Source organism: Mycobacterium szulgai (assembly GCF_002116635.1).
Taxonomy (GTDB): domain Bacteria; phylum Actinomycetota; class Actinomycetes; order Mycobacteriales; family Mycobacteriaceae; genus Mycobacterium; species Mycobacterium szulgai.
This window is the reverse complement of the sequence record NZ_LQPW01000031.1, coordinates 191,334-210,951: the sequence shown is the minus strand read 5'-3', so window position 1 is coordinate 210,951 and position 19,618 is coordinate 191,334. Positions and strand designations below refer to the sequence as shown.

Genomic DNA, 19,618 nt, shown 5'->3' with positions numbered 1-19,618 from the left:
TTTTGAGTGCCCAGCGGGCTAAATCTTGGAGACCTGGCTGAAGGTCAGTTCCACCGGAGTTTCGCGGCCGAAGATGGAGACCAGCACCTTGAGCTTCTGCTGTTCGCCGTTGACCTCGTTGATCGTGGCCGGCAACGTGGCAAACGGTCCGTCCATGACCGTGACTGATTCGCCGACCTCGTAGTCGACCTCGACAACCGGACGTTCCAGACCACCCGTCTCGGCGGCCGCAGCGGTAGCGGCCGTTCCCTTGGCGGCCTTCTTCGTTGCGCCCGGTGGGAGCAGGAACTTGACCACGTCATCGAGCGAGAGCGCCGACGGGCGCGAGGTCGCACCGACGAATCCGGTCACGCCGGGAGTGTTGCGCACCGCAGCCCACGAGTCGTCCGTCAGATCCATCCGCACCAGGATGTAGCCCGGCAGCACCTTGCGGTTGACCTGCTTACGCTGGCCGTTCTTGATCTCGGTGACCTCTTCGGTGGGTACTTCCACCTGGAAGATGTAGTCGCCGACATCCAAGTTCTGCACCCGGGTCTCGAGGTTGGCTTTCACCTTGTTCTCGTAGCCCGCGTAGGAGTGGATGACATACCAGTCGCCCGGCTTGCTGCGCAGCTCTGCCTTGAGCGCCGCGGCGGGGTCGACCTCTTCGGCCGGGGCCGCTGCCTCCGGGGCGGGACTCGCATCTTGCAAGTCGACCGCCTCACCCGCGGACGTGTCACCGTCGAAGGTAGTCACGGTTTTCAGTCCTCTCTGTAACTCTGTAAACCTCAGCCGAACACCAGCAGCACGAGCTTGCTCAGGCCCAGATCGGTGCCGCCGACCAGCGCCACCATGAAGGCCAGGAATACCAGCACCACCGAGGTGTAGGTGAGCATCTGCTTGCGGGACGGCCAGATCACCTTCCGCATTTCGCTTACGACTTGCTTGAGGTAGTTGTAGACGAATGCGATCGGGTTGACGCTGCGGGTGCCGGGCTTGCCGGCCTTCTTCGACTTGGCGGCTGCCTTGTCTTTGGCTGATTTCGAGGTGCCCTTCTTGGCCGAGTCTTTCTTGACTACCTCGGCTTCGGCCGACGATTCGTCCGTCGACGACTCGTCGTCGTCGGCGCTGCGTGCACGTTGCCGGGAACGCTTGCCGGACGGCCGTTGCGGCCGCGCCGCCTTGGTCACCAGGGCGGTACGACCACCGCTGTTGCGGTCGTCCTGCGTGTCGCCGCCGCCGGCGGCAGCGTCGTCGGCAGCGTCGCCCTCGTCGCTCACCGCATGCTCCTTTGTTCGCTAGCTATCCCGCGAGCCGTCCCGCTGTGATGGGGAACACTCCCAGTGTCCACCATGGCACGATACCGTTGCGCCTTACAGCAGGGGCGACAGGACTTGAACCTGCAACCTGCGGTTTTGGAGACCGCTGCTCTGCCAGTTGAGCTACGCCCCTTCGCGGTTGGCAGGCCAACCCTCTCGTTTCGCGGCTTACACAACACACGCGCTCTCCGTTCGGCATCGCGAACCGACGCGAGACGATTCGGTCGTCTCACTCCCGTCGCCGGCTCCGCTCGTTCGACTCCCGGAAAGCGCGCTGATGTTGGGAAAACCCCGAGGCCCGAGTGTACATGGGCGCAGGAGCCAGATACTAATTACGCGGTTCGGACGACCTGGCCGGTTTCCTTGTCCCACTTGAGCTGGATGGAATTGTCCCCCTCGTGGCCCATTAGCGTGGTGTAAGCGACCAGGATCGTCTCGCCATCCTCGTTAGTGCAGGTGTTCTTGGTGACGACGATGTCGGCACCGAAACGCTCGTTTACCGACTGGATCTCCATGAGACCAAAGAGCTTGTCGCCGACACGCATCGGTTTGTTGTATACGAACTTCTGGTCGACCTGGACGATCTGCATGGTTTCCATGCCCACATCGACGTTCCGAAAGAAATCGTCTTGGACGAGTTTGGCGAAGATCGACACGAAGGTTATGGGTGCGACGAGGTTGTCATAGCCCAATTCGGCGGCCGCGGCTTCGTCGAAACAGGCCGGATCATCGCATTTGACCGACCGCGCGAATTGGCGAACCTGCTCGCGACTCACCTCGAAATAGTCGGGATAACGCCACGACATCCCGCGAATATCGATTTTGAGGGCCATCCGCTAAGCCAACTTCGCCGACGCGACGGCCCGGCCGAAGATCTTCTTGCCGCCTGTGGTGGCAGTGAGGGCGATCGTCACCGATTTGCTGGCCGGATCAACCGACTTGACCCGGCCATTGAAAACCAGCTCGGCGCCCTTGCCGTCGTTGGGCACCGGTACCACCGCGGTGAACCGCACGTTGTATTCGGTGACCGCACCTGGGTCACCCACCCACGAAGTGACGTAGCCCCCGCCGATACCCATGGTCAGCATCCCATGCGCGATCGCAGTGTCCAGCCCGACAACCTTGGCGATCTCGTCGTCCCAGTGAATCGGGTTCAGGTCACCCGACACCCCCGCGTAGTTGACCAGATCCTGGCGAGTCAGTGGGTACGTCCGCTCCGGAAGCTGGTCACCCACCTGCACTGAGCTGAACTCACGCAGAGCCATCAGAAAATCCCTCTTCTCCGTCGTCGCCGGCGCGCCCCGCGAGGGTCGTGTAGCTCTCCTGCACAAGCTCGCCGGCTTGGTTGGTGATGATGTTCTTGGTCACGATGATCTCGGTGCCGTGCGCCGCACGCACCGAATCCACGTATACGTCGCAGTAGAGTTTGTCACCGGCAATGATGGGCCGCATAAATCTCAGCGTCTGGTCAACCTGGACGATCTGCGCGTCCTGGATCGCGATATTGGCATTCTGAAAGAACGCCGATTGCGCCTTGTACCCGAACACGCTGATGAATGTCAGCGGGGCCGCCAGGGCCTCGTAGCCCAATTCAGCCGACGCGTCCTCTGTGAAAAAAATAGGGTCGTCGTTTTGCACAGCTACCGCGTACTCGCGGATCTTCTCGCGTTCTACCTCGTAATGGTCCGGGTAGCGGTAATGCATCCCGACGATTTTTTCGGTCAACGCCACTGTCTAGACCTACCTCGTTTCGCGGTGCGCCTGGTGCTTGCCGCAATTGCGGCAGAATTTCTTCAGTTCCAGCCGGTCGGGATCGTTGCGGCGGTTCTTCTTGGTGATGTAGTTACGGTGCTTGCACACCTCGCATGCCAAAGTGATCTTCGGCCGCACGTCGGTACTGGAAGCCATGCCCGTCTCTCTATACGTCTCGTTGTTGTGTTGTAGCGATGGCCGGACTCGAACCGGCGACCTAACGATTATGAGTCGTTCGCTCTAACCGACTGAGCTACATCGCCTCTGGCCCACCCCTTGCGGAGCGGGGCCGTCCGCCTGCTCGGCGTCCGCCCGAGCCCCCTAACGGAATCGAACCGTTGACCTTTTCCTTACCATGGAAACGCTCTACCGACTGAGCTAAGGGGGCCGTTCACCCGTAGCGACCAGTCGTGCAGGTGCGCTCTTAAGGGCCTAAAAGAGGTTACAGCGTGCCCCGCAGCGTCACAAAACCACTCGCTTCACTGAATGTCGTCGTGTCACCCGGTGTCACTGTTGCTGCGGCGGGGCAGCCAGGCGCTGGGATCGCTGAACTCGTCGTACTCTTCCTCTTCTGACCCGTCTCCGCCGCCATCGACATCGTCGAGGAGCGCTTTGAGAGCAAGGTGGACCGCCTCGCGCGCGTCAGCCAGGTGGTACCGACGAATGACCGCTTGGAGCAGGTCATTGTCGACGAGGAGCTCGACCCTCTTGAGCATGGGCCAACAATACCGAGCACCCAAAAAAGGTGCGAACGATACGCGAGGTTTTCCCCCGGTAACCCCTCGGCGCGCAAGATCGTAGGCCAGATTGGGACGGATCTGGCCGCGCCATACTCTGGTGACGTGTCAGATTCGGACCGGCTGTACTTCCGCCAACTGCTTTCCGGCCGCGATTTCGCCGCCGACGACATGATCGCGGCGCAAATGCGCAATTTCGCCTACCTGATCGGTGACCGCCAAACCGGGGACGCCGTGGTGGTCGATCCGGCCTATGCCGCCGGAGACCTCATGGACGCACTCGAGGCCGACGGCATGCACCTGTCCGGAGTCCTGGTGACCCACCATCACCCCGACCACGTCGGCGGGTCGATGATGGGTTTCGAACTCAAAGGGCTAGCCGAGTTGCTGGAACGCAAAACCGTGCCGGTACACGTGAATGTCCATGAGGCCCTGTGGGTTTCGCGGATCACCGGCATCCCCATCGGGGACTTGACCACCCACGAGCACCGCGACAAGGTCAGCATCGGCGATATCGAGATAGAGCTGCTGCACACCCCGGGCCATACTCCGGGCAGTCAGTGCTTTCTGCTCGACGGCCGGCTGGTGGCCGGGGACACGCTGTTCCTGGAAGGTTGCGGACGCACCGATTTCCCCGGTGGCGATTCCGACGAGATCTACCGGAGCCTGCAGCAGCTGGCCGCGCTGCCCGGTGATCCGACGGTGTATCCGGGGCACTGGTATTCGGCCGAACCCAGCGCCGCTCTTTCTGAGGTGAAACGTTCCAATTACGTGTATCGAGCCGCCAATCTCGATCAGTGGCGAATGCTGATGGGCGGCTGAGGGGCTAAGTTCGGGTCCGAGGTCATTCACAACCACTGTGGTATAAGCGGAGGGTGGATTCGATGGGGTGGGTCCAAGGCAGCTGGAATGGGGTCACCGGCGTCGAGTCCAGCACCTGGCTAGCGTGGGCGGCATGGGCGGCAATTGCACTGGGTGTCGTCGCGCTCGTCGTGACTAATCGGCAGATTCAGCGCAACCGGCAACTGGCCGCCGAACAGGTCCGCCCCTACGTCGGCATGCTGATGGAGCCGCATGTCGCCGATTGGCATGTGATCGAGCTGGTCGTCCGCAATTTCGGCCGCACCGCGGCCTACGACGTCCGGTTCTTTTTCCCGAATCCGCCGACGGTGGCCGAATACGAGAATGCGTCCGAGGGCTACGCCGACGTCGTCGAACTGCAACTACCCCGTGAGCTGCCGACGCTGGCGCCCGGGCAGGAATGGCGGATGGTGTGGGATTCGGCACTCGATCGCGCTGAAATCGGACGCAGCGTGGAATCCCGCTTCGAGGGGACGGTGACCTACTTCGATCGGCCCGCGCAGCCCCGGGGCTGGCGGTTCTGGCAGCGCGACCGGCGTCCGCTGGAGACCAAAGTGGTGCTGGATTGGGACGCCCTGCCGCCGGTTCAGCGAATCGAGCTGATGACAACCCATGACCTGGCAAAACGAGAGAAGCAAAAGCTGGAGCTGCTGCGCAGCCTGCTGACCTACTTCCACTACGCCAGCAAGGAAACACGACCTGACGTGTTTCGCGCCGAGATCGACCGAATCAACCGCGCCGTGACCGAAACACAGGACAGATGGCGCACCCGGCAGCTGGATGAACCCACCGACGTCAGCCTGCGCTGGGGTGACGGCGAAGCCGACCTAGGCAAACATCGCAGCCAGCGCGTCTGACTATCGAAGGGAACTAAGCAATGAGCGGTCCGGTCACCTATACCCGCGACGAGCACATCGCGGTCATCCGAATGGACGACGGCAAAGTGAACGCGCTGGGGCCGACCATGCAGCAGGCACTCAACGAGGCGATCGACAACGCCGACCGCGACAACGTCGGAGCGCTGGTGATCAGTGGGAACAACCGGGTGTTCAGCGGCGGCTTCGACCTGAAGATCCTGACCTCTGGCGAGGCACAGCCCGCGATCGACATGCTGCGCGGCGGCTTCGAGCTGTCTTACCGCCTGCTGTCCTACCCCAAGCCGGTGGTGATCGCCTGCACCGGGCCCGCCATCGCAATGGGAGCATTTCTGTTGTGCTCCGGCGACCACCGAATTGCGGCTCACGCGTACAACATTCAGGCCAACGAGGTCGCGATCGGCATGACCATTCCGTGGGCGGCTATGGAGATCTTGAAGTTGCGGCTGACCCAGTCGGCCTATCAGCAAGCAGCCGGGTTAGCCAAGACGTTCTTCGGCGAAACCGCCATCGCGGCAGGGTTTGTCGACGAGATCGCGCTGCCCGACGTACTGGTCAGCCGCGCCGAGGAAGCTGCGCATGAATTCGCCAACCTTCATCAGCAGGCCCATGCCGCGACCAAGTTGCGTGCCCGCGCCGACGCGCTCAAGGCGATCCGCGCCGGGATCGACGGCATAGAAGCCGAGTTCGGTCTGTAAACGTTTCGCCCGGCGGGCCCCGGGTACGCAGCTCACATGGTGGCGATAGATCGCATCGCCGAGCCATGGGGAACGCGGACTCCGTACGGGCCCGACAAGCCGTGGCCCGAGCGCGTCGACATGTTCCTGGCCGACGGTATCAAGCCCGAGGCGGTCGATCGGTGGGTTCAGTCGGCGGCGGTACTGCATTCCAATGGCGACGGCTTGGACATCGCGGTCAAAGACGATCGCATAGTCGGGGTTCGCGGGCGCAGCGTCGACCGAATCAACCGGGGCCGGCTCGACCCTAAGGACATGTTCGGCTGGCAGGCCAACGCCGCCAAGGACCGACTCACCTCGCCGCTGATTCGCGTACGCGGCGAATTGCGGCCGTGCGACTGGGACACCGCCATGGAGCGAATCGTCACGCACAGCAAGCAATTACTGGGTAGTGACGGCCCGAACTCGATCGGCTTCTACACCTCGGGGCAGCTGTTCTTAGAGGAGTACTACACCCAGGCTGTCATCGCCCACGGCGCGATCGGGACCAACCATGTTGACGGCAACACCCGGCTGTGCACGGCCACCGCGGCTGAGGCGCTGAAGGAAACGTTCGGCAGCGACGGGCAGCCAGGCTCCTATGCCGACGTCGACCACGCCGACGTCATCGCGCTTTTCGGGCACAACGTCGCCGAGACGCAAACGGTGTTGTGGATGCGGATGCTGGACCGGTTGGCCGGTGACCAGCCGCCGGCCATCGTGTGTGTCGACCCGCGCCTGACGCCGGTGGCCCAGCACGCGACCGTTCACCTGGCGCCACTGCCGGGGACCAACGTCGCCTTGATGAACGGGTTACTGCACGAGATCATCGCCAACGACTGGGTCGATCACGACTATGTGGACAAGCACACCGTGGGGTTCGACGAACTGCGCAGCCGCGTCGCGAAGTTTCCACCGGAGCGCTCGGCGCAGATCTGCGGTGTCGACGCCGACGAGATCCGGCGTGCTGCAAGGCTTCTCGGGACGGCTGAGCGGCTGTTGTCCACGGTATTGCAGGGGTTCTACCAGTCACACCAGGCGACGGCGGCCAGTGTGCAGGTGAACAACATTCATCTGCTGCGCGGCATGCTCGGCAAGCCGGGCTGCGGCCTGTTGCAGATGAATGGGCAACCCACCGCGGAGAACACCCGCGAGTGCGGCGCGGACGGCGACTTGTCCGGCTTCCGCAACTGGGCCAATGACGACCATGTCGCCGAGCTCGCCAAGCTGTGGAACCTTGAGGTGCAACAGATTCCACACTACGCACCACCGACGCATGCGATGCAGATGTTCCGCTTCGCCGAAGAGGGAAGCCTGAAGATGTTGTGGGTGACTGCAACCAACCCGGCGGTATCACTTCCCGAGCTGTCCCGGATCCGCGACATTCTCGCCCAGCCACGGCTGTTCCTCGTCGTCCAGGACATCTTCCTCACCGAGACCGCGGAACTGGCGGATGTGGTGTTGCCCGCGGCCGCGTGGGGTGAGAAAACCGGCACCTTCACCAACGCCGACCGGACCGTGCATCTGTCCGAAAAGGCAGTTGAGCCACCGGGTTCGGCGCGAGCCGACATTGATATCTTCCTCGACTATGCGCGGCGAATGGACTTCCGCGACAAGGACGGCCGGCCGCTGCCACCGTGGACCGATGCCGAATCGGCGTTCAAGGCATGGCAGCAATGCAGCGCCGGCCGGCCGTGCGACTACACCGGCCTGAGCTATGCGAAACTGCGCGGCAGTGGAATCCAATGGCCTTGCAACGCAGAGCATCCCGACGGAACCGAGCGGCTTTACGCGGACGGGAAGTTCTGGTCGGCCCCCGACTACTGCGAGGCGTACGGCAAGGACCTGATCACCGGCGCACCGCTGGAGCCCACCGAGTACCGCGCAATGAATCCGTACGGCAAGGCGATCATCAAGGCTGCCGAGTACGTCCCGCCACACGAACAGCCGTCCACCGACTACCCGTTCGTGTTGATCACCGGGCGTACCGTGTATCACTTCCATACCCGCACCAAAACCGCTCGGGCGCCACAACTCCAGAAGGCCGCTCCGCAGGTGTGGGTGGAGATGTCGAAGGGCGATGCCCGTCGACTGGGGATAGCCGAAGGTGATTCCGTCAGCGTAAGTACACCGCGGGGCAGCATCATCTGCGCCGTGCGCATCAACGGCATCCGCGACGGCGTGCTGTTCGTGCCGTTCCACTATGGCTATTGGGACACCGGCGACAATGGTGGTCACCACCGGGCGGGCAACGAGTTGACCCTGACCGATTGGGATCCGGTGTCCAAGCAGCCGATCTTCAAGACGGCCGCCGCACGCGTGCGGGCGGAGGGCCCGCGATGAAGCTCAAATTGGCGATCCGCGAACTTCATCGCTCCGAACGCAAACTCGCCCACCGCCTCAACGTCATCGCCGCCCGGCATCGCAGCGACCAGGACATCTGCCACATCGCACACGACTTGGCGCAGTGGTCGCAGCGCCACCTGTCTGAACTGGCCGACCACGGCAGCAACTACGGGCTGCGGCTGTCGGAGAACCCGCGTACGGGGGCCGCGGCCCGGACTGTGTGGTCGCGAACGAGTGGGTTGTTGCGCAACCGCCCGGAACCGGCGCTGCTGTTGCTCGCCGATTTGCGGCGGACGCACCGGCTGGCTGCGGGCGTGTCGCTGGATTGGGAACTGCTGGGGCAAGCCGCGCAGGCCGCCAAAGACCAGGAGCTCGTCGCGCTGACGGCACGGTGTCATCCCGAGACGCTGCGCCAAATGCGCTGGTCCAATGCGATGCTCAAGGAGCTCTCGCCGCAGGTGTTGACGAGTTAACGCAGCGCCGCTAATGGTACTGGCGGAACCGTTCGAGGTATTCGACCCAGTTCCAGGTCGAGAGAAACTCCTGCCCCGCGTCGTAGCCCTTGCGGTAGAGCGCTTCGGCGTCTTTTCGCGAAATGCCGAAATCGAGGAAGTTGACCGCGGTTGAGTCGACCCGGATCGCGCGCGCGCTGACCCATGGCTGGTTCAGATGGGTCTGGTCACGCCCGACGAACATAGTGGTGATCAGCTGTTCGAGCAGCACCGAGGGCGGGCCCAGCAGACGCAGCGCACCCACGCCCGGGATCAGCTGGTCGTTTCCCTCGGGCAGGTTCGGCAGCACGGTGACACCGAAAGTCGGCCAGCGCGGCGGTTTTCCGTCGGGCCGGTCGAACGAGTCGATCGGGAAATTCGACAGCACTCCACCGTCGACCAGGGTGGAGGTGAGCCCGGCGGCGCTGGTCAGCGTGACCGGCCGGAAGTAGAACGGAATCGACATCGACGCCCGAACCGCGTCGGCAACCGATTGCTCGTCGGGATCGAGTCCGTATACGCGCTGATAGTCCCAGGGCAGCCGGACCAACTGGCCGGTGGTGACGTCGGTGACGGTGACCGCCAAACGGTAGCGGCGCTCCGGGCGAATCTGCTTGTCGGTCAGGGCTAGATCGCCGAAAGTACTCACGCCCAGGTTCTTCAGCTCGCCGCGGACCCATTCGTGAGCGAAGTCACCGCGGTAGATTCCGTTGTCACGCAACAGTCCCCAGGTCTGACCCACGACTGGCAGCCGACCGATGGGGCCGGCGTCGCGAAACTTCTCGTACGGCAACGTGAGCGCGATTTCTTTGATGTCCGCGGTGGTCAGCTGATCGCCGTTGGACGCGGCCGCCAGGATCGACCCGACCAGGGAACCGGCCGAGACGCCGGACACCCGCTTGACCGAGTATCCGGCGTCCAGGACCGCGACAACAGCACCGACCAGGCCAACGCCCTTGACGCCGCCACCCGAGAGGACAAAATCCACCGGCTTGGGCCGCGGGGAACGCTGATATGCCATGGACCGCCCTCTCAGCTGTCCACCGAAACCCATTGGTAAGGAAGGAATTTGCCGTCGAATGTCACCACCACGCGATCACCGGATTCGTGCGGCTTCTTCTGCATGTCGACGCTGAAGTTGATGGCGCTCATGATGCCGTCGCCGAACTTTTCATGAATCAACTCCTTGATCGCGCCGCCGTAGACCTGAAGCGCCTCGTAGAAGCGGTAGATGGTGGGGTCGGTGGGAATTGCGGTGGGCAGGCCGCCGCGCATTGGTGGCGCCGCCAGGACGGGCACCGCCGAATCATCGAGACCCAACATCTCGAGCAGGACCTTGCCGAGCTCGGGGGGTATCGGATGTTGCCCGAGTAGCGCCGAAGTGGTCCACAAGACCGGCTTGCCGATGGCGTCGGCCAGTTGCTGCCAGCTCAGCCCCTTGGTCAGGCGGGCAACGACGATCCGTTCGGTGATCTCGTTTCTGTTCATGACCCCAGCATGCCCGCTAACGGCCGATTTTCAGACCCATGAAGACCCCATAGGACACACTCACTTATCACCGCGGTTTCGTGGCGGTGACCAGCCGCGTGGAAAACCACGGTTCGCCGTAGCCGTAATAGCCGTTGGGCTGACGCACCATCGTTCACCAGCGCCCGTGGTGGACAACCTCATCGAAGGGCCGCCGGTTCGGTTTGCGGATCGGTCGCAGTGGGCGATCGGCCGGATATCCGATGCCGAGCATGTAGGCGACCAGGTGATCGTCCGGAACACCCAGGATGGCGCGCGCTTTGTCCTGGTCCCCCACCGCCGAATGTCCGGTGCCGATGCCCAGATCGGTGGCCGCGATCATCATCGCCATCGTGGCCTGGCCGACGTCGTACTGGTCGGTGAGCTTGCGGCGCTCGTCCGGCGGAACCGGCACCACCAACGCAATGGCGGCCGCCGCCGAGGCGATGTGACCGGCACCTATCCAGACCGTCGAGAGTTCTTGCAGCTGATCGCGATCGGTGACGATGACGAAGTCCCACGGCTGGCGGTTCTTCGCCGACGGCGCCCGCCACCCGGCTTCGGCAATCCGATTCAGATCGGCCGCTGAAACCTGTTCGGACCGGTACTGCCGGACATTGCGCCGAGCGCAGATCGCGTCCCACGTCTCCATCGCACCCCTCCCTCGTCTTGACCATCGTGCCACCGGCGTCGGTGGGGCGGTCTATGGTGGCGCCCGATGGCGCTTCATCTCCACCGTGCCGAGCGCACCGACCTACTTGCCGATGGGCTCGGCGCGCTGCTGGCGCAACCCCCGGCCGACCCGTTCGACGAGGAACTGGTGCTGGTGCCGGCGCGCGGGGTCGAGCGCTGGCTCAGTCAGCGGCTTTCGCACGTCTTGGGGGCAGCGCATGGCAGTGGCTATGGTGACGGCGTATGCGCGGGCGTGACGTTTCGCAGTCCCGCGTCGCTTATCGCCGAGATCACCGGCACGGTCGACGACGACCCGTGGTCGCCGGAAGCGATGACGTGGCCGCTGCTGGAAGTGATCGACGCCGGCCTGGATGAGCCGTGGTGCCGCCCGCTGGCAAAACACCTGGGACACTTCGACACCGGGGCCGAGGCGCGGTTGCGCAGCGGCCGTCGCTACGCGGTGGCCCGCCGGCTTGCCGGTTTGTTCGCCTCCTATGCCCGGCAGCGGCCCGGGCTGCTCGTCGACTGGCTGGACGGAGAGCTGGGCGACCTGGATGGCGATTTGGCCTGGCAGGCGTCGCTGTGGCGGTCACTGGTCGCGCAGGTATCGGCCGATCCGCCGCATGTCCGCCACGCCGACACCGTGGCCCGGCTGCGCGCCTCGCCCGCCGACCTGCCCTCCCGGCTGTCGCTGTTCGGCCACACCCGGCTGCCGGTCACCGACATCGAGTTGCTCGACGCGCTGGCCACCCACCACGATCTGCACCTGTGGTTGCCACACCCCAGCGATGAAATGTGGCGGGCACTCACCGGCTTGCACGGCGCGGTTGCGCGACGCGTGGACACCAGCCGGCAAGCCGCCCGGCATCCGCTGCTCGAGACGCTGGGCCGCGACCTGCGCGAGCTGCAGCGCGCCCTGCCCGCCTCCCCCGTCACTGACGAATTCATCGGTGGCACAACGAAACCCGATACACTGCTCGGCTGGCTGCAGTCCGACATCGCCGCCAATGCCGTGCGTCCGGACGGACGGGTGCTGGCCGTCAGCGACAGAACGGTGCAGGTGCACGCCTGTCACGGCCCGGCCCGGCAGATCGATGTGCTGCGCGAAGTACTGCTCGGTCTCCTCGAGGACGACCCGACGTTGCAACCTCGCGACATCGTGGTGATGTGTCCCGACATCGAAACCTATGCGCCGCTGATCGTCGCCGGCTTCGGACTCGGCGACGTCGGCGGCGAGAGCCACCCCGCGCACCGGTTGCGGGTCAAGCTCGCCGACCGGGCACTCATCCAGACCAATCCGTTGCTCGGTGTCGCCGCGGAACTGCTCGCCGTCGCCGGCACCCGCGCCACCGCCAGCCAGGTCCTCAACCTCGCCCAGGCCGCGCCGGTGCGGGCCCGCTTCGGGTTCACCGACGACGACCTGGACGCGATCACCGACTGGGTGCGCCAGTCGAACGTCCGGTGGGGTTTCGACTCGCGTCATCGCTTGCCCTACGGGCTGGACCATTTCGTGCACAACACCTGGCGATTCGGCCTCGACCGCATCCTGACCGGGGTGGCGATGTCCGATGATTCGCGGGCCTGGCTGGACACCGCACTGCCGCTCGACGATGTCGGCAGCAATCGGGTGCAGTTGGCGGGCCGGCTGGCCGAATACGTCGAGCGACTACGGCTGATTACCGAAACCCTCAGCGGCACTAAGCCATTGACCGAATGGCTCGATGCCTTGACCGACGGTGTGAGCCTGCTGGCCCGCGCCGATGAGGATTGGCCGCGCGCACAGTTGCAGCGTGAGTTCGCCGCCGTCGTCGCCCAGGCCGGCCCCCGCGCGTCGGCGCAACTGCGCCTGTCCGATGTGTCCGCATTGCTGGACGGCCATCTGGCCGGGCGCCCGACGCGCGCCAACTTCCGCACCGGAACGCTGACGGTCTGCACCATGGTGCCGATGCGCTCGGTCCCGCACCGGGTAGTGTGCCTGGTCGGGCTGGATGACGGGCGCTTCCCGCGGCACAGTGTCTCTGACGGTGACGACGTATTGGCGCTGGAACCGATGACCGGTGAGCGTGACATCCGCGCTGAGGACCGCCAATTGCTGCTCGACGCCATCGGTGCTGCCACCGAGACGCTGGTGATCACCTATACCGGCGCCGACGAGCACAGCGGTCAGTCGCGCCCGCCGTCGGTCCCGCTGACCGAGTTGCTCGACGCGCTGGATGCCACCACTGAGCCCACTGAGGTGCCGGCTCGCGAGCACGTCGTCACCCACCACCCGCTGCAGCCGTTCGACCGCAAGAACGTCGCACCGGGCGCGCTGGTGCCCGGCAAGCCGTTCACCTTCGACCCCGCCGCGCTGGCCGCCGCCGAGTCGGTGAACGGGCTGCGTTGCACCCCAACGGCATTCATCACCGATCTGCTGCCGGCGGCACCACCGCAGGACGTGACCCTGGCGGATCTGCTCGACTTCTTCAAGGACCCGGTCAAGGGATTCTTCCGGACGCTCGACTACACCCTGCCCTGGGACGTCGACACCGTCGAGGACGCGATGCCCGTTGAGATCGACGCCCTTCAGGCGTGGACCGTCGGCGATCGGATGCTGCGCGACATGCTGGGCGGCATGCATCCCGATACCGCCGCCCACGCCGAGTGGCGTCGTGGCACGCTGCCACCCGGACGTCTCGGCATGCGCAAGGCAACCGAAATCCGGGATCTGGCACGCGATCTCGCGCTGGTCGCGCTGCGGCATCGCGCGGGCGACGGCGATGCGTACGACCTCGACGTCGACCTCGGCAGCGGACGCCGGCTCACCGGAACGGTCGCGCCGGTGTTCGGCTCCCACACGGTGGCGGTGACCTACTCGAAACTGGCGCCCAAGCATGTGCTGGCCGCCTGGATCGCGTTGGTCGCCTTGGCGGCACAGTCCCCAGGCCGGCAATGGACCGCACTGTGCATCGGGCGCGGCAAGAGCCGAAACCGCATCGCCCAGCGGCTGTTCGCGCCGCCGCCCGATCCGCTGGCCGTGCTACGAGACCTGGTGTCGCTGTACGACGCGGGCCGTCGTGAGCCGCTGCCGCTGCCGCTGAAGACGTCCTGCGCCTGGGCCGAGGCGCGCCGCGACGATGACGACCCGTACGCGGCCGCGCTGCAAACTTGGCAGTCCAACAACTATCGCCCCGGCGACGACAGCGAACCCGCACACGCGCGGGTCTGGGGCGAGCGACCCAGACTTGATGCGCTGCTGGGACCACCGCGGGCCGGCGAAGAGATGCCCGGCGAAAACACCCGGCTGGGCTCGCTGGCGATGCGGTTGTGGCAGCCGATGTTGTGCTCGGAACGGGAGCCTGGGTGATGGAACGCTTCGATCTCCAGGGTGCGCTGCCCGAAATCGGTTCCACCACAGTGCTGGAAGCCAGTGCCGGCACCGGAAAGACATTCGCGCTGGCCGGACTGGTGACCCGCTATCTCGCCGAAACCGGCGTCACCCTCGACGAGATGCTGCTCATCACTTTCAACCGCGCGGCCAGCCGTGAACTTCGGGAACGCGTTCGCGACCAAATCGTGGCGACGGTGGCCGCCCTCGATGGTCGACTGCCCCCGGCCAGCGATCTGGTGGAGCATCTGGTGCGCGGCAGCGGCCCCGAACTTGCCACAAGGCGTGCCCGGCTGCGCGACGCGCTGGCGAATTTCGACGCGGCCACCATTGCCACAACCCACGAGTTCTGCGGTTCGGTGCTGAAATCACTTGGCGTGGCCGGCGATACCGACACCGGCCTCACCCTGCTCGAGGACCTCGACGATCTGGTCACCGAGATCGTCGACGACCGCTACCTGGCACACTTCGGCCGCAACGAAGACGAACCGGTACTGTCCTACGGCCAAGCCCTCAGCCTGGCCCGCGAGGTGGTGAACGACCCGTGCGCACAGCTGCGCCCGCTGGACCCCGAACCCGACAGCGAAGCCGCGGTGCGGCTTCGCTTTGCCACCGAAGTGGTCGACGAGCTGGAACAGCGCAAGCGCCGATTGCGCATCCTGGGCTACGACGACCTGCTCACCCGGTTGGCCAAGGCCCTCGAGGCAGAGGATTCTCCGGCGCGCGAGCGGATGCGCAGACGCTGGCGGATCGTATTGGTCGACGAGTTTCAGGACACCGACCCCATTCAGTGGCGGGTACTCGAATGCGCGTTCCACGGCCATTCGGCGCTGATTCTGATCGGCGACCCGAAGCAGGCCATCTACGGGTTTCGCGGCGGAGATATCCACACCTACCTCAAGGCCGCCCGGTCCGCCGATGCTCGCTACACACTGGGCGTCAACTGGCGCAGCGACGAGGTACTCGTCCAGAGCCTGCAGTCCGTGTTGCGCGGTGCCACCCTGGGTCATCCCGAGATCGTCGTTCACGACGTCGACGCCCGCCACAGCGGGCACCGTCTGGCCGGAGCGCCACATCAGCAGCCTTTTCGGCTGCGCATCGTGACGCGGCCGACGGTCGGCTATGAGGGCACCGCCAATGTCCCGATCGATGTACTGCGGCGCCACATTCCCACCGACCTGGCCGTCGATATCGCAGCGCTGTTGGCCAGCGGCGCCACGTTTGACGGGAAGCCGGTTGCGGCCGGGCACATCGCGGTGATCGTCGAGCACCACCGAGACGCACGGGCCTGCCGGGATGCCCTGGCCGCAGCGGGGATCCCGGCGATCTACACCGGTGACACAGATGTGTTCGCATCGCAGGCGGCCAGGGACTGGCTGTGTCTGTTGGAGGCGTTCGACGCGCCGCAGCGCAGTGGGCTGGTCCGTGCGGCGGCCTGCACCATGTTCTTCGGCGAGACCGCCGAAACTCTTGCTGCTCAAGGCGATACCCTTACCGACCGCGTGGCCGGCACACTGCGCCAATGGACCGACCAGGCGCGTCAGCGCGGAGTTGCGGCGGTGTTCGAAGCGGCTCAGCTGGCGGGCATGGGACGCCGTGTGTTGGCGCAACGCGGCGGTGAGCGTCATATGACCGACCTGGCGCATATCGCCCAGCTGCTGCACGAGATCGCGCATCGGCAGCGTTATGGGCTTCCGGCACTGCGTGATTGGCTGCGCAAGCAGTGCGACGGCCGCAGCGGTGCAATAGAGCACAATCGCCGGCTGGACAGCGACGCCGCTGCGGTGCAGATCATGACGGTGTTCGTGGCCAAGGGTCTGCAGTTCCCTATCGTGTACTTGCCGTTCATGTTCAATCGGCACGTGCGCAGCGACGACATCCTGCTGTACCACGACCAGACCGACACCCGCTGTCTGTATATCGGCGGCTCACGACGCAGTCCGGCCCGCAGAGAGGTCGAGGAACTGAATCGCATCGAGGCGGCACGCGACAACATCCGGCTGACCTATGTCGCGCTAACCCGGGCCCAGTCACAGCTGGTGGCATGGTGGGCACCGACCAAAGACGAAGTCAACGGCGGCTTGTCGCGGCTGTTACGCGGCCGTGGCATCGGTGATCCGCAGGTACCCGACGGCTGCGACCCGCGCATCAGCGACGAAGAGGCCGGCGCCGTCTTCGCGCAGTGGGAAGCCGGGGGTGGGCCGGCGGTGGAAGTGTCGACGATCGTGCCCTCAGCCGCGCCGTACGCGGTCGCGCCGGCAGCAGGGTTGGCGGTGCGGCACTTCCACCGGACGATCGATACCGCTTGGCGGCGCACGTCATACTCGGCGTTGGTGCGCGACGCCCAGGCCGTCGACGTCGTCAGCGAACCCGAGGTCGAAGTCCGTGACGACGAAGTAGAGGCGACCGTGGTGACCGCGCCGCGCGCGGGCGCCGACATCGTCTCGCCGCTGGCCGACATGCCGTCGGGCGCGACATTCGGCTCGCTGGTACATGCGGTGCTGGAAACCGCGGATCCGCATGCTCCCGATCTGACCGGCGAACTTTCGGAGCAGGTGCGGCAACATATCGGGTGGTGGCCTATCGATACCGGCACCCCAGACCCGGCCCCCGTGCTCGGTGCCGCGCTGGTGCCGATGCAGGACACTTCACTGGGCCCATTGGCCGCAGGGTTGACCTTGCGTGAGATCGGGAAGCGAGACCGGTTGCGGGAGTTGGATTTCGAGATACCGCTGGCCGGTGGCGATCTGCGCGGCCAGGTTCCCGACGTTTCACTGGCCGACGTTGGTTCGCTGCTGCGGTTGCACCTGCCTGCCGATGACCCGCTGTTCTCCTACGCCGATCGACTGAGTTCGGCAGCGCTGGGCCGCCAGTCGCTGCGCGGCTACCTGGCGGGGTCCATCGACGTGGTGTTGCGGCTGCCCGGCCAGCAGTACCTGGTGGTGGACTACAAGACCAACAACCTGGGTCCCACCGCCGCGGATTACAGTTTCCCGCGGCTGGCCGAGGCGATGCTGCATTCGGATTATCCGCTGCAGGCATTGCTGTATACGGTTGTGCTGCACCGTTTTCTGCGCTGGCGTCAGCCTGGTTATGAGCCGGCGCGTCATGTCGGTGGGGTGCTGTATCTCTTTGTGCGGGGTATGTGCGGTGCCCAGACGCCGGTCACCGACGGGCATCCGGCCGGTGTGTTCAGCTGGTTTCCGCCGGCGCAGTTGGTGGTGGCCGTATCGGATCTGCTCGACGCGGGGGGGCCATGACGGTTACCGAGGTCGAAGTGGCCGTTGCGGCCACCGGCTTGTTGCAGCTTTTCAACCAGGCCGAGGTGTTGGATCTGGCGGATGTTCACGTGGCGCAGCGGCTTTGCGCATTGGGCCGGGAGACCGACGAGCCGGTGGCGCTGGCGGTTGCGTTGGCCGTGCGCGCATTGCGGGCCGGCTCGGTGTGCGTTGATCTTTCCACGGTCGCCGAGGCGGGGGCCGAGCTGCCGTGGCCTGCGTTTGGGCCGTGGCTCTCGGCGGTGCGGGCGAGCCCACTGTGCGGCACCCCACCGGTGCTGCACCTGTATGACGACCGACTGCTGTACCTCGACCGGTACTGGCGCGAGGAAAAGCAGCTGTGCGACGACCTGCTGGCGTTGCTGTCCTTTAGACCAACCACTCAAATGCCCGCCTCTGAGCGACTCTTCCCGGCTGGCTACGAGGAACAGCGCGCAGCGGCCGAAACCGCACTCTCCCAAGGCGTTACCGTCCTCACCGGCGGTCCCGGAACCGGAAAGACCACGACGGTTGCCCGCCTGCTGGCCCTGGTCGCCGAGCAGGCGGAGCTCGCCGGACGGGCGCGGCCCCGGGTCGCGCTGGCAGCGCCGACGGGTAAGGCGGCGGCGCGGCTGGCCGAGGCGGTGCAGCACGAAGTTTCCGGACTGCATGCCGCCGATCAAGCGCGACTTGGCCCGTTGCAGGCGGTGACGCTGCACCGTCTGCTGGGCCGCAAACCGGACACGTCGGCCCGGTTCCGGCACGATCGGTCGAATCGGTTGCCGCATGACGTGATTGTCGTCGACGAGACCTCGATGGTTTCCCTGACGTTGATGGCGCGGTTGCTGGAAGCCGTGCGTCCGGGCGCCCGGCTCATCCTCGTCGGCGACGCCGACCAGCTGGCGTCGGTGGAAGCGGGTGCGGTGCTGGCGGATCTGGTGGATGGCCTGTCGGCACGCAACGACGTGCGAGTGGCGGCGCTGCGCACGTCACACCGGTTCGGGAAATCGATTGGAGCACTGGCCGAAGCGATCCGGTTAGGCGATGGAGATCGGGCTATCGCCCTGCTCCGGTCGGGTGACGATCACATCGAGTTCGTCGAAGACGAGGACCCTGGTGCGCGACTGCGCGCGATTCTGCTGCCGCATGCGCTGCGGCTGCGCGAGGCGGCGCTGCTGGGTGCGGTCGAAGTCGCGCTGGCTACGTTGGACGAACATCGCCTGCTGTGCGCGCACCGGCGCGGGCCGTTCGGTGTGCAGCACTGGAATCGGCAAGTGGAGAACTGGCTTGCCGAGGAGACAGGTCAGCCACCGTGGTCACAGTGGTATGCCGGTCGGCCGCTGCTGGTGACCGCCAACGACTATGGGCTGCGGGTGTACAACGGCGACACCGGCATCGCGGTGGTGGGCCCCGAGGGGCTGCGAGCCGTCATCGCCGGCGCGACCGAGCGGCTCGACTTCGCGACCGGGCGGCTCTCCGACGTCGAGACCATGCATGCCATGACGATCCACAAGAGCCAGGGCAGCCAGGCCGATGAGGTGACAGTTCTCATGCCACAGCTGGATTCGCGGTTGCTGACGCGAGAGCTGTTCTACACCGCGGTTACCCGGGCGAAGAACAAGGTACGGGTGTTCGGATCCGAGCAGCAAGTTCGGGACGCGGTCGAGCGACGGGCCTTGCGCGCGACGGGATTACGGATGCGGCTGCAGGGGTGACGGTGAACCGCCCGGCGTGAATTGA

The 19,618-nt window shown here is 65.3% G+C and carries 18 protein-coding genes and 3 tRNA genes; 8 read left to right on the top strand and 13 right to left on the bottom strand.

Annotated elements, in window-relative coordinates:
- Nucleotides 1–18: 18 nt before the first annotated feature.
- From nusG to AWC27_RS08040, 10 genes are all read right to left on the bottom strand, one after another.
- Nucleotides 19–735 carry a transcription termination/antitermination protein NusG gene (gene nusG / locus AWC27_RS08085; RefSeq protein WP_085669993.1) on the bottom strand — a complete coding sequence of 239 codons (717 nt, stop codon included), beginning with the start codon at nt 733–735 and terminating at the stop codon, nt 19–21.
- Between the two features lie 32 nt (nt 736–767).
- Nucleotides 768–1,259: a preprotein translocase subunit SecE gene (secE, locus tag AWC27_RS08080; RefSeq protein ID WP_085669992.1), complete on the bottom strand. Its 492-nt coding sequence runs from the start codon at nt 1,257–1,259 to the stop codon at nt 768–770.
- A gap of 99 nt (nt 1,260–1,358) precedes the next feature.
- Nucleotides 1,359–1,431: transfer RNA gene (locus AWC27_RS08075), tRNA-Trp, on the bottom strand.
- A gap of 199 nt (nt 1,432–1,630) precedes the next feature.
- On the bottom strand, nt 1,631–2,131 hold the full coding sequence (gene hadC / locus AWC27_RS08070; protein WP_085669991.1) for a (3R)-hydroxyacyl-ACP dehydratase subunit HadC: 501 nt from the start codon (nt 2,129–2,131) through the stop codon (nt 1,631–1,633).
- 3 nt (nt 2,132–2,134) lie between these two features.
- On the bottom strand, nt 2,135–2,563 hold the full coding sequence (gene hadB, locus AWC27_RS08065) for a (3R)-hydroxyacyl-ACP dehydratase subunit HadB (protein ID WP_085669990.1): 429 nt from the start codon (nt 2,561–2,563) through the stop codon (nt 2,135–2,137).
- Nucleotides 2,550–3,029 (bottom strand): (3R)-hydroxyacyl-ACP dehydratase subunit HadA, encoded by a 480-nt coding sequence (gene hadA, locus AWC27_RS08060; protein WP_085669989.1) that lies wholly within the window; start codon nt 3,027–3,029, stop codon nt 2,550–2,552. The genes hadB and hadA overlap by 14 nt, the downstream gene beginning before the upstream one ends.
- A 9-nt stretch (nt 3,030–3,038) precedes the next feature.
- Nucleotides 3,039–3,206 (bottom strand): 50S ribosomal protein L33, encoded by a 168-nt coding sequence (gene rpmG / locus AWC27_RS08055; protein ID WP_083112891.1) that lies wholly within the window; start codon nt 3,204–3,206, stop codon nt 3,039–3,041.
- Nucleotides 3,207–3,239: 33 nt separating this feature from the next.
- Nucleotides 3,240–3,313 (bottom strand) — tRNA-Met (locus AWC27_RS08050).
- 52 nt (nt 3,314–3,365) lie between these two features.
- A tRNA-Thr gene (locus tag AWC27_RS08045) sits at nt 3,366–3,438 on the bottom strand.
- Nucleotides 3,439–3,547: 109 nt separating this feature from the next.
- A complete protein-coding gene (locus AWC27_RS08040) occupies nt 3,548–3,766 on the bottom strand; it encodes a type II toxin-antitoxin system VapB family antitoxin (RefSeq protein WP_085669988.1) in 219 nt (72 codons plus the stop codon).
- A gap of 126 nt (nt 3,767–3,892) precedes the next feature.
- Here AWC27_RS08040 and AWC27_RS08035 point away from each other — a divergent pair, with 126 nt between their 5' ends.
- The 5 genes from AWC27_RS08035 (at nt 3,893) to AWC27_RS08015 (ending at nt 9,058) form a co-directional block, all read left to right on the top strand.
- A complete protein-coding gene (locus AWC27_RS08035) occupies nt 3,893–4,609 on the top strand; it encodes an MBL fold metallo-hydrolase (protein WP_085669987.1) in 717 nt (238 codons plus the stop codon).
- Between the two features lie 62 nt (nt 4,610–4,671).
- Entirely contained in the window at nt 4,672–5,505 is an 834-nt protein-coding gene (locus AWC27_RS08030) for a hypothetical protein (protein ID WP_085670078.1), read from the top strand.
- 20 nt (nt 5,506–5,525) lie between these two features.
- Entirely contained in the window at nt 5,526–6,221 is a 696-nt protein-coding gene (locus tag AWC27_RS08025; RefSeq protein WP_085669986.1) for a crotonase/enoyl-CoA hydratase family protein, read from the top strand.
- A gap of 39 nt (nt 6,222–6,260) precedes the next feature.
- On the top strand, nt 6,261–8,582 hold the full coding sequence (locus tag AWC27_RS08020; protein WP_085670077.1) for a molybdopterin oxidoreductase family protein: 2,322 nt from the start codon (nt 6,261–6,263) through the stop codon (nt 8,580–8,582).
- Complete coding sequence (locus AWC27_RS08015; protein ID WP_085669985.1) at nt 8,579–9,058, top strand: hypothetical protein; 480 nt, start codon at nt 8,579–8,581, stop codon at nt 9,056–9,058. Before AWC27_RS08020 ends, AWC27_RS08015 begins: the two co-directional genes overlap by 4 nt.
- A gap of 10 nt (nt 9,059–9,068) precedes the next feature.
- On the opposite strand, the gene AWC27_RS08010 is transcribed toward AWC27_RS08015, so the two are convergent.
- The 3 genes from AWC27_RS08010 to AWC27_RS08000 all read right to left on the bottom strand — a co-directional run bounded on the left by AWC27_RS08010 (nt 9,069) and on the right by AWC27_RS08000 (nt 11,234).
- Nucleotides 9,069–10,097 (bottom strand): patatin-like phospholipase family protein, encoded by a 1,029-nt coding sequence (locus tag AWC27_RS08010; protein WP_085669984.1) that lies wholly within the window; start codon nt 10,095–10,097, stop codon nt 9,069–9,071.
- A gap of 11 nt (nt 10,098–10,108) precedes the next feature.
- Nucleotides 10,109–10,564 carry a cyanase gene (gene cynS / locus AWC27_RS08005; protein ID WP_085669983.1) on the bottom strand — a complete coding sequence of 152 codons (456 nt, stop codon included), beginning with the start codon at nt 10,562–10,564 and terminating at the stop codon, nt 10,109–10,111.
- Nucleotides 10,565–10,718: 154 nt separating this feature from the next.
- The gene (locus AWC27_RS08000; protein WP_085669982.1) at nt 10,719–11,234 is read right to left on the bottom strand and encodes a nitroreductase family protein; all 516 of its coding nucleotides are present in this window, start codon (nt 11,232–11,234) and stop codon (nt 10,719–10,721) included.
- Between the two features lie 66 nt (nt 11,235–11,300).
- Here AWC27_RS08000 and recC point away from each other — a divergent pair, with 66 nt between their 5' ends.
- Genes recC through recD form a run of 3 tightly spaced genes read left to right on the top strand, consistent with a single transcriptional unit; the run spans nt 11,301 to nt 19,593 of the window.
- A complete protein-coding gene (recC, locus tag AWC27_RS07995; RefSeq protein ID WP_085669981.1) occupies nt 11,301–14,600 on the top strand; it encodes an exodeoxyribonuclease V subunit gamma in 3,300 nt (1,099 codons plus the stop codon).
- Nucleotides 14,600–17,881 carry an exodeoxyribonuclease V subunit beta gene (gene recB / locus AWC27_RS07990; RefSeq protein WP_085669980.1) on the top strand — a complete coding sequence of 1,094 codons (3,282 nt, stop codon included), beginning with the start codon at nt 14,600–14,602 and terminating at the stop codon, nt 17,879–17,881. The genes recC and recB overlap by 1 nt, the downstream gene beginning before the upstream one ends.
- Entirely contained in the window at nt 17,878–19,593 is a 1,716-nt protein-coding gene (gene recD / locus AWC27_RS07985) for an exodeoxyribonuclease V subunit alpha (protein WP_085669979.1), read from the top strand. The genes recB and recD overlap by 4 nt, the downstream gene beginning before the upstream one ends.
- Nucleotides 19,594–19,618 lie beyond the last annotated feature (25 nt).